This window comes from Aggregatibacter sp. HMT-949 (genome assembly GCF_041734645.1).
Taxonomy (GTDB): Bacteria; Pseudomonadota; Gammaproteobacteria; order Enterobacterales; family Pasteurellaceae; genus Rodentibacter.
Window position 1 is genome coordinate 307,612 of sequence record NZ_CP162010.1, and the last position, 15,340, is coordinate 322,951.

Consider the following 15,340-nt stretch of genomic DNA (forward strand, 5'->3'; position numbering starts at 1 on the left):
GCGATTATACACGAAATCGCGATCTTTTCGATCTTTATCGGGCTTTTTACGTATAATAAGCCGGATTTTCCCCTCGAATTTTTCCTAAGGCTTGCTATGAAAATTGTCCGCGTGGCGCTTGCTGTGCCGCTTCCCCATTTGTTTGATTATCTCGCACCCGACGATATGCCGTTACCGCCGGGCGGGCGCGTTTGGGTGCCTTTCGGTTCGCAAAAGCGGCTGGCGATCGTGGTGGAGTTGGCGGCGCAATCGGCGATGTCGGCGGAGAAATTAAAAACCGTACTTGAACCTTTGGATGAGCAATCGTTATTTGCACCGATTTATTGGGATTGGCTGCATTGGGCGGCGAATTATTATCAGGCGGCGATTGGCGAAGTGTTGTTTCAGGCGTTGCCGGTGAAATTGCGTAACGGTGAAAAATCGGCGCAAGAAGAACGCGCATTTTGGCGCATTAATGCGGCGGGCGAAAAAGCGCTTGCGCAAGGCGAACTGAAACGTTCTAAAAAACAGGCGGAAGCCTTGCAATGTTTGCTCGAGCAAGATTTGGAAAAGGGCAATAATGGGTTTTCGACAACAATTTGGTCGGCCTTGAAAGGTAAACATTTGGTGGACGAAATACGCCTTCATATCGAACCTAAAAGTTGGCGGGAAGCCTTGGGCAACAAGCCTTTGGTGAATTCAGAAAATCGCTTAACGTTGAACAAACAACAAGCGTTGGCGTTTAGTCAACTGATGTTTCAACGCGATTTTAACGTATGGCTGTTGGACGGCGTGACGGGCTCGGGCAAAACCGAAATTTATCTGCAATATATCGAAGAAATGTTGAAAACCGGTAAACAGGTGTTGGTGCTGGTGCCGGAAATCGGACTGACGCCGCAAACGGTGCAACGTTTCAAAGCGCGTTTTAACGTAGAAATCGACGTGTTGCATTCGAATTTAAACGACACCCAACGGTTGCATGTGTGGGAGCGCGCCAGAAGCGGGCTCAATGCGGTGCTGATCGGCACCCGCTCAGCGCTATTTACGCAATTTGCCGATTTGGGTTGCATTATTTTAGATGAAGAACACGACGCGTCATTCAAACAGCATGACGGCTGGCGCTATCACGCACGCGATTTGGCTATCGTGCTGGCTCAAAAGCTCAATATTCCGGTTCTGATGGGCTCGGCAACGCCAAGTTTGGAAAGTATTAATAACGTACAAAACGGTAAATTTAAGCACTTGGTGCTATCAAAAAGAGCGGGAAATGCGGGAACTCTTCGTCAATTTGTCATTGATTTAAAGAATCAGCGCGTACAAAACGGCTTGTCGCAACCTTTGTTGGAACATATGCAAAGCCATTTGGAAAAAGGCAATCAAGTGTTGTTATTTTTGAATCGACGCGGCTTCGCGCCGGTGTTGCTGTGCCACGAATGCGGTTGGATGGCGCAATGTCCCCATTGTGAAAAACCTTATACTTATCACCAACATCAACGCGCATTGCGCTGTCATCATTGCGGCTCGCAGAAAACGGTGCCGCGTCAATGCGGTGCTTGTGGGAGCACACACTTGGTAACCACCGGATTGGGCACCGAACAATTGGAAGAAACGTTAAAAGCCCGATTCCCGAACTATTCCGTGGCGCGTATTGATCGCGACAGCACGGCGCGCAAAGGGAAGTTGGAAGGTTATTTGGCAGATATTCAGCAGGGCAAAAGTCAAATTCTTATCGGCACACAAATGTTGGCAAAAGGGCATCATTTTCCGAATGTTACTTTGGCGGCTTTGGTAAACGTGGACGGCGCTTTATTTTCCTTGGATTTCCGTGCGGAAGAACGCTTGGCACAGCTTTATGTGCAAGTGGCGGGGCGTTCCGGACGGGCAGAAAAACAAGGGGAAGTGGTGCTACAAACTCATTACCCCGATCATCCTTTATTAACCGCGTTGCTGGCGCATGGTTATCAAGCGTTTGCGCAAGAAACCTTGCGTTTACGCCGTGCCATGGGCTTGCCACCTTTTAGTTTCCAAGCATTGTTCAAAGCGCAGGCGCGCGATTCGGAGGCGGCGGAAAACCAATTGGCACGAATTGCGGATTTTTTCCGCGAGAAGAATATTGCAGGATTACAGATTCTTGGCCCGTTGCCGGCGCCTTTTAGCAAAAAGGCGGGACGATTTCGTTGGCAGTTGTTGTTGCAACATACTTCGCGAACGGCCTTACAAAAGGCGTTACGGGAATACCGTTTTTCGCATGTGGAAAAAAACACTCAAGTGCGTTTGATATTAGATGTAGATCCGCAGGATCTGGCTTGATTGCCGGATATTTACACTAGCCAATAATCGCCTTTTTCAGTAGAATTAGGCGCTTTTTTATTTCCCGTTTGGGGTTAAACGGATATGTTAGGATTTTATTGTGGCTCATCGAGATTTTGCCGCGCGTCGCGGTTCAAATAAGAAAAAAAAGAAAGACAGCAATAATAAAAATATGCTGATTGGCATCGCTTTCGCGGTGTTATTTGCTTTTGGCGCGGGACTTTATTTTTTGAAAAGTAAGGCTCCGGAGGGGACGGCTTCCGTAGCGCCGGCGCCGGAAAAAACGCAGCCGAAAAGTGTCTTACCGAATCGCCCGGAAGAAGTGTGGAGTTATATTAAAGCTTTGGAAACTCGTACCGTGCCGGTGGATGATAAACCGTCCAGCGTGGAAAAAAATATGCGTTTAACGGAAGAACAGCGCCAAGTGCTGATTCAAATGGAAAAAGAGCAAAAGGCGGCGGAAGATATGCGCAAAGCGGCGGAGCAAAAAGCACAAGCTCAGGAAACGGCGCAAACCGATGAGGCTAAAGCAGAAGCGAAAAAGTCGGCAGAAACGGTGAAAAAAGCCGAAGCTGTCAAAGTTGAAACGGCGAAGAAAGTGGAGACTAAAGCGGCAGAAAGTAAACCGGTGGAAACGGTAGCCGCCGGTAGTAAGCGCTTTGGCCTTCAATGCGGTGCTTTTAAGAACCGTGCCCAAGCGGAGAGTTTACAAGGTCGTTTGGCGATGGCCGGCGTAAATGCGCAGGTGCTGGAAGCGGGAGAATGGAATCGCGTGCGCGTGGGGCCGTTTCCAAATCGAGAGGGCGCGGTACAAGCGCAAGATAAGGCCAAAGAGGTGATCAGTTGCGTAATTATCGGGATGTAATCTGAAATCAAGCACGGTGAAAATAGCCGTGCTTTTTTATTTTTAGCTTGCTAAAAACGAAAAAAAACATAAAATGAACGCTTATTCATTTTACTGGCCCAAATGTCCTTTCTTTCAATTTTTAACCTAAATTCTATTATGCAACATACTAAAACAGATTTAGCCGAGCAAATTTTTATGGCAACCGATCGTTTAATGGCAAAAGAAGGTTTAACTCAGCTTTCGATGCATAAGTTGGCAAAAGAAGCCAACGTGGCGGCCGGCACGATTTATCTTTATTTTAAAAATAAGGATGAATTACTGGAACAATTTGCTCGACGCGTGTTTGCCATATTTATGGCGACTCTGGAGAAAGATTTCGACGAATCGAAATCTTTTTTTGAACAATATCGACAAACGTGGTGGAACATTTGGCAATTTTTGCAAGAGAATCCCACGATTTTGTCCAATTTGAATCAATATCAATCACTACCGAATTTCTTTGAAATTTGCCGGGGAGTGAAAAACGGTCGTTGGGAATTCTTTTGCCGGCAGGCTCGCAAGGCTGATATTTTGGCGGACTTACCTGACGACATTCTTTTTTTATTAAGTTTAAAAACTTCTATTGTGATTGCGACGGACATGAAATTTATCGATGTGTCGCTCAACAATGAAATTTTAGAATCTGTGATTGAACGCTCTTGGCGGGCAATTCAGAAGTAATCCTCTTAAATATTAACGGAGTTTTTTTAAATGAGTCAAACTCAAATCCAGAGACCGAAACGCTCGCATATTTTCTTTATGAAAATCATTTTAGTCGTGTTTGTCTTAATTTTTGCCGGTGTCATCGGCTTTAATGTGTTACGCGGCATTATGATTGGCAAAGCGCTAGCGAATATGCCGGAACAGTCCAGCCCGGTCACCGCATTGGAAGTACGCGCCAGCGAATGGACGCCGGTTATTCATACTACGGGGCTGGTTCGTCCGAATCAAGGAGCGATGCTAAGTGCTCAAAATGCGGGGAGCGTTTCGCGCGTGTTAGTGACAAACGGCCAAAACGTGAAGAAAGGCGATTTATTGGTTGAACTGGATAGTTCAGTTGAACGAGCCAGTCTTCAAGCAGCACAAGCTCAACTTCCGGCGCTTCAGCAAACCTATCAACGTTATGCTAATTTGGTGGCCAGCGGAGCCGTATCTCGTCAAGAAGCGGACAATGCAAAATCCGCCTATGATGCACAAGTGGCGAATATCGAATCATTAAAAGCAACCATCCAACGTCGTCAAATTGTCGCGCCGTTTGATGGTAAAACCGGTATCGTGAAAGTGAATGTCGGTCAATATGTGAACGTCGGATCGGAAATTGTGCGGGTGGAAGATACCAGTTCAATGAAAGTTGATTTCGCCATTTCGCAAAATGACTTGGACAAATTAACCATCGGTCAACGCGTTACCGCCACCACTGATGCGCGTCAAGGCGAAACTTTTTCCGCCCGTATTAGCGCAATTGAGCCGGCGATTAATTCGACAACCGGTTTGGTGGATGTACAAGCGACGTTTGATGCGGAAGACAGTAAAAAATTGCTTTCCGGTATGTTCTCGCGGTTGCATGTTGCGCTGCCGACCGAAACCAACCAAATTGTGGTGCCGCAAGTGGCGATAAGCTATAACATGTATGGTGAAATTTCTTATTTGTTAGAGCCGTTATCTGAAGAAGATAAAGCTAAATTTGCCGATAACCCGAAATTGGATTCACTGTATCGCGCGAAACAAATCACTGTCTTTACCAAAGATCGCCAAGGTATTTATTCTCAATTACAAGGTGATGAAGTGAAAGTTGGCGATAAAATCGTTACCGGCGGTCAACAAGGCATCGGCAACGGCAGCCTTGTTGAGTGGATTAAGAAAGATATTGTTGGCGGCACCGCACCGGCGAAGAAAACCAATCTTTAATTAGGAAATACGAATGAAATTTACCGATATATTTATTCGTCGCCCGGTTTTAGCGGTTTCGATTAGCTTGTTGATCATTATCTTGGGTTTGCAGGCAATCTCGAAATTGGCCGTGCGTGAATATCCTAAAATGACGACTACGGTTATTACCGTAACCACCGCATATCCGGGGGCAGATGCAAACTTGATTCAAGCTTTTGTCACCTCAAAACTGGAAGAATCGATCGCCCAAGCGGACAATATTGATTATATGTCTTCCTCAAGTGCGCCGAGCTCTTCCACCATCACTGTAAAAATGAAACTTAATACGGATCCGGCGGGGGCGCTTGCGGATGTATTGGCGAAGGTCAATGCGGTGCGCTCCGAGTTACCGAGCGGGATTGAAGATCCAACCGTGGCATCTTCATCGGGCGGTACGGGGATTATGTATATTAGTTTCCGTTCCAAGAAACTCGATTCCAGCCAGGTAACCGACTATATCAACCGTGTGGTGAAACCGCAGTTCTTTACCATTGAGGGGGTGGCGGAAGTACAAATCTTTGGTGCCGCGGAATATGCGATGCGTATTTGGTTGGATCCGCAAAAAATGGCTGGGCAAAATCTTTCCGCTCCCGCTGTGATGTCCGCTCTGTCGGCGAACAACGTACAAACCGCCGCGGGTAGCGACAACGGTTACTATGTGACTTATCGCAACAAAGTGGAAACCACCACGAAATCAGTCGAACAATTGGGCAACCTGATTGTGGCTTCAAACGGCGATGATTTAGTGCGCTTACGCGATATTGCGACCATTGAATTAAATAAAGAAAGCGATAACTCGCGCGCCACGGCTAACGGCGCGGATTCTGTAGTATTGGGCATTAACCCGACCTCTTCCGCCAACCCGTTGACGGTAGCGGAAAAAATTCGTCCGTTGTACGACAACATTAAGAAACAATTACCGGACAGTATTGAATCCGACATCCTCTACGACCGCACCATTGCGATTAACAGCTCGATCAATGAAGTGGTAAAAACCATCGTTGAAGCAACGGTGATCGTTTTGGTAGTGATTTTGATGTTTATCGGCTCGCTGCGCGCCATTTTAATTCCGGTGTTAACCATTCCGATTTCTTTGATTGGGGTGTTAATGATGTTACAAAGTTTAGATTTTTCCATTAACTTGATGACATTGTTAGCGCTCATTCTTGCCATCGGTTTGGTGGTGGACGATGCGATTGTTGTATTGGAAAATGTGGATCGACATATTAAAGAAGGGGAAACGCCGTTCCGTGCAGCAATTATCGGTACGCGCGAAATTGCCTTGCCGGTTATTTCCATGACGATTTCTTTAATCGCCGTGTATTCTCCGATGGCTTTAATGGGCGGTATTACCGGTACGCTGTTTAAAGAATTCGCCTTAACACTTGCCGGTGCGGTGTTCATTTCAGGTATCGTGGCACTAACGCTGTCACCAATGATGACCAGCAAATTGCTGAAATCCAATGCGCAACCGACTTGGATGGAACTCAAAGTCGAACATACGCTCGGAAAAATGAATGCGCTGTATAACTATATGTTAGACATCGTGATGCAAAACCGTAAATCTATGGTGGTTTTTGCGATGGCGATCTTTGCAAGTTTGCCGTTTCTTTTCAATTCGCTTTCCAGCGAATTGACGCCGAATGAAGACAAGGGGGCATTTATCGCTATCGGTTCGGCACCGTCTAATGTAAACGTGGACTACATTCAAGATGCGATGCAGCCTTATATGAAAAACCTGATGGAGATGCCGGAAGTATCGTTTGGAATGAGTATCGCCGGCGCGCCGAGTTCTAACGCATCTTTGAATATCGTGACGTTGAAAGATTGGAACGAACGTTCTCGCAAACAAGCGGCAATTATGAACGAACTGAATGCGAAGGCAAAAAGCATTCCGGAAGTTTCCGTGTCCGCCTTTAACTTCCCGGAAATCGATACGGGGGAACAAGGTCCGCCGGTTTCCATCGTGTTGAAAACGGCGCAAGACTATAATGCTTTAGCCAATACCGCCGAGAAATTTTTACAAGCGATGAAAGCGTCGGGTAAGTTTATTTATACCAATCTTGACTTGAAATATGATACCGCGCAGATGACGATTTCCGTCGATAAGGAAAAAGCGGGGACTTACGGTATCACCATGCAACAAATCAGTAATACGTTAGGCAGTTTCTTGTCGGGCGCCACCATTACTCGAGTCGATATCGACGGGCGGGCTTATAAAGTGATTTCGCAAGTAAAACGCGACGATCGTTTATCACCGGAAAGTTTCAACAATTACTACTTAAATGCCAGCAATGGCCAAGCCGTACCGCTGAGCAGTTTGATTAGCATAAAACTTGAAACCCAACCGACTTCGTTACCGCGCTTTAGTCAATTAAATGCGGCAACCATCAGTGCGGTGCCGATGCCGGGCAGTTCCACCGGCGATGCGGTAGCTTGGTTGCAACAACAAGCAAATAGCACTCTTCCGCAAGGCTATACTTACGACTTCAAATCGGAATCGCGTCAGCTGATACAGGAAGGCAACGCTTTGGCGGTCACTTTCGCTTTAGCGGTGATCATTATCTTCTTGGTGTTGGCGATTCAATTTGAATCGGTTCGCGATCCGATGGTGATTATGATTTCCGTGCCATTGGCGGTAAGCGGCGCGTTATTGATGCTTAACTTGTTATCTTTCTTCGGTATTTCAGGCACCACCTTGAATATTTACTCGCAAGTAGGCTTAATTACCCTCGTCGGGCTTATCACCAAGCACGGTATTTTAATGTGCGAAGTGGCGAAAGAAGAGCAGTTACTGCACGGTAAGAATCGCATTGACGCGATTACCGCTGCTGCAAAAGTGCGTTTACGCCCGATTTTGATGACTACCGCTGCAATGGTAGCCGGTTTGATTCCGCTGCTTTACGCAACGGGGGCCGGCGCGGTATCGCGTTTTAGTATCGGTATCGTTATTGTAGCCGGTTTATCTATCGGCACCATTTTCACGCTGTTCGTATTGCCTGTGGTGTACAGCTATGTGGCGACCGAACACAAACCGTTACCAGTGTTTGAAGAAAACGCAAGCAAACCCGCGCATTAATTGCACTTTAATTGAACTTTGAAAACAGCACCGCATTGAGACAGGCTCCAATGCGGTGCTATTTTTATAAGTCAAAAAAAAACGCACCCAACGGGTGCGCTCAGTTTAGCAAAATTTTAAACGCCGGCTTGTTTGGCCAATTTGCTCCAGTTGTAAAAACCGTAAAGGGAGTTCAGCAAATACGCGCCGTACATTAAATACATTGCCGGGGTTTCTGCCCAAAGTGCAATGGAAAGCACGTTTAAAGCGATCCATAACAACCATTGTTCGCGGTAACGCAAAATCATCAATAATTGAGCGGCGACGGTGATAACGGTGGTCAGTCCATCCAAACCGGTGGAACTGCCGCCGGCCGTGCGTAATGCCTGCACGAATAACAAGGTGCCGACGGCAGTCGCAATGATTAAGGTTGCCCAACCTTTTGCACTCAACGCTTTTGCCACTACGCTTGCGCCGCCGTGGTCGTTTTGCATATGGTTTTTCCACATAAAATAACCGATAAATTGCGACGGCAAATAAACATAAAGCACCGTGTTCATTTCACCTAAAAAATTCGCACTCCAAGCTACATAAAAATAAGTGTAGGCAAAAATCAGTCCAAACAAATAGTTACTGATTTTTCCTTTACTCACCAATACCACGCATAAAATCCCGGAAATCCCGGAAATCATCGCCAGCCAAGAGTCCGGTGCTTGGATATAAGCCCAAATTTGCGCAAGCACGAAAAGGGTCAGCCAAATCACTTCAAAAGGCTTCCAGCCGGATAAAAATTCGCGTTTTAAACGTTCAGACCAATTCATTTTTTACTCCGTTTTTAAATGAAAATCCGCGCCATTTTTGCACCGCACTTTTTCAAAGTAAAGTTCAAAGTAAAGCGACAAAGGTGAGAATTCTTATGACTGTGAAGCAGATCACAGTTTTCGTTGCTTTCCCTTTTAATCGGGCTACAATAGCCGCCCCGTACCGAAACGAACGAAAAAGAAAGAACGATATGATGCCCTTTGCCCTTGGTCAGCGTTGGTTGAGCGAAACTGAAAATAATCTTGGATTAGGCGTAGTCACCGCATTTGATGCGCGCACTGTAACGCTCCATTTTTCTGCATCGGATGAAACGCGAATTTATTCTGTCGCCCAAGCGCCGCTTATGCGCATTCAATTTAACAAGGGCGAACTTCTTAGCCATAAAGAAGGTTGGCAAGGCAATGTTGAGGATATTCAACACCTAAACGGGCTGAATTTCTATTTAGTGAAAAATTCACAGGGTGAACGGGTGATTGTGCAAGAAAGCGATATTTCACCGCTTATTTCGTTCAGTTCTGCAAAAGATCGTCTCTTTTCGGCGCAACTTGACCGCAGCCATCATTTCGCCTTACGTTATCGCACCTTGCAACATCAACGGGCACAATTCAAATCGTCGTTACGCGGGCTGCGTGGCGTTCGCGCGGGGCTGATTCCGCACCAATTACATATCGCCGCCGAAGTAGGCAATCGCGTGAATCCGCGTGTGCTATTGGCGGACGAAGTGGGATTAGGAAAAACCATTGAAGCAGGCATGATTTTGCAAAATCAGTTATTTGCCGAAAAAGTGCGGCGCGTGTTGATTTTGGTACCGGAAACCTTGCAACATCAATGGCTGGTGGAAATGTTGCGGCGTTTCAATTTGCATTTTTCCTTATTCGACGAAGAACGTTGCGCCGATTTTGCTGCCGGCGGTGAGAATCCGTTCGCCTCGGAGGCGCTGATTATTTGCGCGTTGGATTGGTTGGCTGATTCGCCTCAACGCGTTGAACAGGCACTTGCCGCCGGTTTCGATTGTTTAATTGTGGACGAAGCGCATCATTTGGTTTGGCACGAAGAAGAGCCAAGTCCCGCCTATTTATTGGTGGAGCGACTCGCTCAAGCTACGCCTTCCGTGTTATTGCTCACCGCTACGCCGGAACAACTTGGTCGGCAAAGCCATTTTGCCCGCTTACGACTGCTCGATCCGGAGCGATTCTTTGATTATGCCGCGTTCCAAAAAGAGCAACAGCACTATCAACCGGTTGCCGATGCGGTGCTATCTTTGCTTGCCGACAATGCACTAAGCGCAGCAGAAAAAAATCATATTTTCGATTTATTGGGTGAGCAAGATGCCGCACCGCTATTTCGTGCGATGGCTTCCGATAACGCCGAAGCGCGGCAACGCGCACGCCAAGAATTGATACAAAATTTAATTGACCGTCACGGCACCAGCCGCGTTTTGTTTCGTAATACGCGCCAAGGCGTGAAGGGTTTTCCGCGTCGTATTTACCATCAAATTACGTTACAAGCGGAAAATGAATCCGAAACAGAGGCGGTGAAAACGCAATGGCTGAGAGATTTTCTTATAACCCGGCGCGCTGAAAAAGTATTAGTGATTTGCCAAAGTGCGCAGACCGCGATGGCGTTGGAGCAAATTTTGCGTGAAAAAGAAGCCATTCGCGCCGCGCTGTTCCATGAAAACATGTCGATTGTCGAACGCGACCGCGCCGCAGCATATTTTGCCGATACGGAACAGGGGGCACAGGTGTTGCTTAGTTCAAGCATCGGTTCGGAAGGGCGTAACTTCCAGTTTGCCGGTACTTTAGTCTTATTCGATTTGCCGCAAAATCCCGATTTATTGGAGCAATCTATCGGCCGCTTGGATCGCATCGGGCAGTTGCGCGACGTGCAAATTTACGCGCCCTGCGTAGCAGATTCGGCGGAGCAAAAACTGGCGCGTTGGTATCACGAGGGCTTGAACGCCTTTGTACAAAGCAGTTCGACGGGCATGGCGTTATTTGAACGTTTCGCCGATGAACTGGCGAAAGTGCGCTCAATTTCTGAAACGTTTTTTGCGTCGTTGATTAAGCAAACCCAAGAAGCGCGCGAAAAACTTGCACTTGAGTTAGAAAAAGGCCGCGATCGCTTGTTGGAACTCAATTCTAACGGCGGCGAGCAAGCGCAAGCTCTAGCCGAAGCCATCGCGGCGCAAGATAACGAAAGCGAATTGGTGAACTTTACGCTGAATTTATTCGATATTATCGGCGTGGAACAAGAGGATTTGGGCGAGAACAGCATTGTGATTACGCCGACCGGCACCATGCTGGTGCCGGATTTCCCGGGCTTAAAAGAAGAAGGCGTAACGATAACTTTTGATCGCAATCTTGCGCTTGCGCGCGAAGAACTGGAATTTTTCACTTGGGATCATCCGATGATTCGTCAAGGAATCGATTTAATCGCCTCCGGCGACATCGGCAAGGCCGCTGCGGCGCTGCTTATCAACAAACGATTGCCGGCCGGTACATTGTTATTGGAATTGGTGTATTTGGTGGAAAGTCAGTCGCCGAAAGGGCTGCAACTTAATCGTTTTTTGCCGCCGACGCCGATTCGTTTATTACTTGATAACAAAGGCCACGACATTGCTGCCCAAGTGACCTTTGAAACCTTACAAGACAAACTTAAACCGCTCGGACGGGAAGTGGCAAATAAAATGATAAAAATGGCACGACCGACATTGGAACGGCTGCTACTCGTCGGAGAGCACCGCATTGAGCCCTTGGCGCAAGCGGTTATCGCCGAGGCGCAACAGCTTGCCGACCAAACTTTAAGCGCGGAACTTCATCGTCTGCAAGCGTTGCAAGCAGTGAATAAAAATATTCGTCGAACTGAAATTGAGATTTTGAGCGCACAACGCGACCAATCCCTGCAGGAACTTGCCAAAGCCAATTGGCGATTAGACAGTTTGCGCGTCATCATCACAAACAAGGAATAATCGTATGGCGTTGATTGAATACCATCCGCCGATGGAACCTTATTTGGACATTATTTATCAAGACAATCATCTTTGCGTGGTGAATAAACCGAGTGGCTTGCTTTCCGTGCCGGGCAACCAACCGCAATATCATGACAGCGCGATGAGCCGCGTGAAAGAAAAATTTGGTTTTTGCGAACCGGCGCACCGTCTTGATATGGCGACCAGCGGCATCATTTTATTTGCCTTAAGCAAGGCTGCAGATAAAGAACTTAAACGCCAATTTCGCGAACGTGAACCGAAAAAATATTATCAAGCTTTGGTATGGGGACAGATTAAAGAAGACCGCGGCGAAATCGATTTGCCGATGATTTGCGACTGGGAAAACCGCCCGCGACAGCGCTTGGATTTTGTATTCGGCAAAAGCGCGGTTACTCGATTTGAAGTTTTACAACGTTTACCGAATAACAGCACGCATGTAAAACTCACGCCGATTACCGGACGTTCGCACCAGCTTCGATTACATATGTTGGCGCTCGGTCATCCGATTTTAGGCGATAAATTTTATGCTCATCCGCAGGCAAAAAGCATGGCATCGCGCCTTTGTTTGCACGCGGAACAGCTCACCATTACTCACCCGATTACGGCTGAGCCCATGACATTTCGGGCAGAAGCAAATTTTTAAAGTAAAAACGCGATATGACGTCGCTGATATACAAGCGTTGCAACGCGCAAACGGACGTTAAAAATAGCACCGCATTGGAAGGCGCTCCAATGCGGTGCTATTTGAAGCCATGAATTTCCGCTTGCTGCAAAACCCATTTATCATCTGCACTCATCGACGGTGCTTATCATTTGTACTTATCAATGGGGGCCGATTTTCTTTCCTTGCATTCTCCGCCCTACGGTGTCAAACTCCTCGCGATTTTTTTAGATGTTAAGTAACAAAAGAAAATGGCAAAAAAGCAAAAAAATTTAGCATACCAAGATCCGCATTATCAGCAGGAAGTAGAAAAATACGACAATCCGATTCCAAGCCGTGAGTTTATTTTAAACGTGATTCGCGAGAATAACGCGCCGATGAATCGGGAAGAAATTTTGACCGCACTTTCGATTCATGACGAAAAACAAATTGAAGGAATACGCCGCCGTTTGCGCGCGATGGAAAATGACGGGCAACTTGTGTTTACCAAACGCAAACGTTATGCGCTTCCGGAAAAATTGGATTTGCTCAAAGGTACCGTCATCGGCCATCGCGAGGGCTTTGGCTTTTTGCAGGTGGAAGGGCAAAAAGACGATTTATTTATTCCGAATCATCAAATGCAACGCGTGATGCACGGCGATTTCGTATTGGCGCAACCGATGGGCTTGGATCGCCGTGGGCGGCGTGAAGTACGTATTGTGCGTGTGCTGGAAAACCGCAAAAAACAAATTGTCGGTCGTTTCTTTTTGGAAAATGGTTTCGCTTATGTAGTGCCGGATGACAACCGCATTGGGCGCGATATTCTGGTGCCAAATGAGCACCGCAATGGCGCCCGTATGGGACAAGTCGTTGTAGTGGAATTACAAGAACGCAGCGCCGGCTTTAATCAACCTGTCGGCGCTATCCGTGAGATTCTAGGCGACAATATGGCGAAAGGCATGGAAGTGGAAATTGCCTTGCGCAATCATGATATTCCGCACCAATTCCCAAGCGCGGTGGAAAAATACGTGAAAAAATTCAGCGAAGAGGTGCCGGAAGACGCGAAAAAAGGCCGCGTGGATTTACGCGCTTTGCCGTTGGTCACCATTGATGGCGAAGATGCGCGCGACTTCGACGATGCCGTTTACTGCGAAAAACATGGCAAAGGCTGGAAACTTTGGGTAGCGATTGCGGATGTGAGTTATTACGTGCGTTTGCGCTCGGCATTGGATACGGAAGCCTATCATCGTGGCAATTCCGTGTATTTCCCGAATCGCGTGGTGCCGATGTTGCCGGAGATTTTATCCAACGGCTTGTGTTCCCTTAATCCGCAAGTGGATCGCTTGTGCATGGTGTGCGAAATGCGAATTTCCGCCAAAGGTAAACTGACGGATTATCGCTTTTATGAAGCCGTGATGAATTCCCATGCGCGGTTAACTTACACAAAAGTGGCGAACATACTGGAAGGTGATGACGCATTGCGTGAGCGTTATACCGCCCTTGTGCCGCACTTGGAAGAACTTCATCATTTGTATCAAGCCTTACTCGGTGCGCGCCATCAACGCGGTGCGATTGATTTTGAAACCATCGAAACCAAGTTTATTTTCAACGCCATGGGCAGAATCGACCGCATTGAACCCGTGGTGCGCAACGATGCGCATAAAATCATTGAAGAATGTATGATTTTGGCAAATATTGCGGCGGCGAATTTTATGGAAAAACATAAAGAACCGGCGTTATACCGTATTCACGCCGCGCCGAGCGAAGAAAAACTAACATCGTTCCGCAGCTTTTTAAGCGAGCTCGGTTTGACATTAGGCGGCGCGTTAAAGCCAACCACGAAAGATTACGCGGCGCTATTAGAAAAAGTGAAAGCGCGGCCGGATCACGAATTAATTCAAACCATGTTGCTACGTTCATTGAGCCAAGCGGTGTACAACGCGGATAATATCGGGCATTTCGGTTTGGCGTTGGAAGAGTACGCCCATTTTACTTCGCCGATTCGCCGTTATCCCGATCTCACGCTGCATCGCGGCATTAAATATTTGCTTGCCAAAGAACAAGGCGCCAAACGCAAAACAACCAATAGTGGCGGTTACCATTATTCGGTGGAAGAAATAGATTTACTGGGCGAGCATTGCTCCATGACCGAACGCCGCGCCGACGAAGCCACGCGCGAAGTGGCTGATTGGCTGAAGTGTGAATATATGCAGGATCATATCGGCAGCGAATTTAACGGTGTGATTTCTTCCGTAACGAGTTTCGGCTTATTCGTGCGCTTGGACGATTTATTGATTAGCGGATTGGTGCATATTTCTTCTTTGGAAAACGATTATTACCAATTGGATGCGGCGAAACAGCGCTTAATCGGCGAAAACAGCGGAATGCAATATCGACTGGGCGATAAGGTGCGTATTCGCGTGGAAGCGGTGCATTTAGCACAAAAAATGGTGGATTTTTCCCTTGTCGGCAGCGAACGCAAACCTCGCCGAGCAGGCAAAACCGCCAAAACAAAGGCTAAAAAAGTTTTTAAAGAATTACCGCCAAACACCTCGAAACGCGGTAAAAATACCACGAAAAAGAAGGCAGCGCCTAAGAAATCCGTGCCTAAGAAATCCGTGCGAAAGCCCGCATGATTAAAGCTTCAGCAAGTGAAAGGGCAAATTAGCACCGCATTGAGATGCTTTGCCTCGCCTTGGTGTAGCAGCCGGATAATAAAAAGTA

9 protein-coding genes are annotated in these 15,340 nt (G+C 47.2%); 8 read left to right on the plus strand and 1 reads right to left on the minus strand.

Annotated elements, in window-relative coordinates; translation table 11 throughout:
- The first annotated feature begins 96 nt into the window (after positions 1 to 96).
- The 5 genes from priA to AB3F25_RS01590 all read left to right on the plus strand — a co-directional run bounded on the left by priA (position 97) and on the right by AB3F25_RS01590 (position 8,183).
- Positions 97 to 2,289 carry a primosomal protein N' gene (gene priA / locus AB3F25_RS01570; RefSeq protein ID WP_373603783.1) on the plus strand — a complete coding sequence of 731 codons (2,193 nt, stop codon included), beginning with the start codon at positions 97 to 99 and terminating at the stop codon, positions 2,287 to 2,289.
- A gap of 100 nt (positions 2,290 to 2,389) precedes the next feature.
- Positions 2,390 to 3,154, plus strand: coding sequence for a cell division protein FtsN (gene ftsN / locus AB3F25_RS01575; RefSeq protein WP_373603784.1), 765 nt, complete (start codon positions 2,390 to 2,392; stop codon positions 3,152 to 3,154).
- Between the two features lie 138 nt (positions 3,155 to 3,292).
- Positions 3,293 to 3,856: a TetR/AcrR family transcriptional regulator gene (locus tag AB3F25_RS01580; RefSeq protein WP_373603785.1), complete on the plus strand. Its 564-nt coding sequence runs from the start codon at positions 3,293 to 3,295 to the stop codon at positions 3,854 to 3,856.
- Between the two features lie 30 nt (positions 3,857 to 3,886).
- Positions 3,887 to 5,083, plus strand: a complete 1,197-nt coding sequence (locus AB3F25_RS01585; RefSeq protein ID WP_373603786.1) for an efflux RND transporter periplasmic adaptor subunit — start codon at positions 3,887 to 3,889, stop codon at positions 5,081 to 5,083.
- Between the two features lie 13 nt (positions 5,084 to 5,096).
- On the plus strand, positions 5,097 to 8,183 hold the full coding sequence (locus AB3F25_RS01590) for an efflux RND transporter permease subunit (protein ID WP_373603787.1): 3,087 nt from the start codon (positions 5,097 to 5,099) through the stop codon (positions 8,181 to 8,183).
- Positions 8,184 to 8,299: 116 nt separating this feature from the next.
- On the opposite strand, the gene pnuC is transcribed toward AB3F25_RS01590, so the two are convergent.
- Positions 8,300 to 8,983: a nicotinamide riboside transporter PnuC gene (gene pnuC / locus AB3F25_RS01595; RefSeq protein ID WP_373603788.1), complete on the minus strand. Its 684-nt coding sequence runs from the start codon at positions 8,981 to 8,983 to the stop codon at positions 8,300 to 8,302.
- A 194-nt stretch (positions 8,984 to 9,177) separates the two neighbouring features.
- On the opposite strand from pnuC, the gene rapA reads away from it, so the two are divergent.
- From rapA to rnr, 3 genes are all read left to right on the plus strand, one after another.
- Entirely contained in the window at positions 9,178 to 11,955 is a 2,778-nt protein-coding gene (gene rapA / locus AB3F25_RS01600) for an RNA polymerase-associated protein RapA (RefSeq protein ID WP_373604303.1), read from the plus strand.
- Between the two features lie 4 nt (positions 11,956 to 11,959).
- Positions 11,960 to 12,619: a bifunctional tRNA pseudouridine(32) synthase/23S rRNA pseudouridine(746) synthase RluA gene (rluA, locus tag AB3F25_RS01605; protein ID WP_373603789.1), complete on the plus strand. Its 660-nt coding sequence runs from the start codon at positions 11,960 to 11,962 to the stop codon at positions 12,617 to 12,619.
- 269 nt (positions 12,620 to 12,888) lie between these two features.
- Positions 12,889 to 15,252, plus strand: coding sequence for a ribonuclease R (rnr, locus tag AB3F25_RS01610; RefSeq protein ID WP_373603790.1), 2,364 nt, complete (start codon positions 12,889 to 12,891; stop codon positions 15,250 to 15,252).
- The last annotated feature ends 88 nt before the right edge of the window (positions 15,253 to 15,340 follow it).

Excerpts from the sequence above, each read along its gene's own strand:
- AB3F25_RS01580 (WP_373603785.1), top strand. The coding sequence starts at position 3,293 with ATGCAACATACTAAAACAGATTTAGCCGAGCAAATTTTTATGGCAACC.
- pnuC (WP_373603788.1), bottom strand. The coding sequence starts at position 8,983 with ATGAATTGGTCTGAACGTTTAAAACGCGAATTTTTATCCGGCTGGAAG.
- rapA (WP_373604303.1), top strand. The coding sequence starts at position 9,178 with ATGCCCTTTGCCCTTGGTCAGCGTTGGTTGAGCGAAACTGAAAATAAT.
- rluA (WP_373603789.1), top strand. The coding sequence starts at position 11,960 with ATGGCGTTGATTGAATACCATCCGCCGATGGAACCTTATTTGGACATT.
- AB3F25_RS01585 (WP_373603786.1), top strand. The coding sequence starts at position 3,887 with ATGAGTCAAACTCAAATCCAGAGACCGAAACGCTCGCATATTTTCTTT.
- priA (WP_373603783.1), top strand. The coding sequence starts at position 97 with ATGAAAATTGTCCGCGTGGCGCTTGCTGTGCCGCTTCCCCATTTGTTT.
- AB3F25_RS01590 (WP_373603787.1), top strand. The coding sequence starts at position 5,097 with ATGAAATTTACCGATATATTTATTCGTCGCCCGGTTTTAGCGGTTTCG.
- rnr (WP_373603790.1), top strand. The coding sequence starts at position 12,889 with ATGGCAAAAAAGCAAAAAAATTTAGCATACCAAGATCCGCATTATCAG.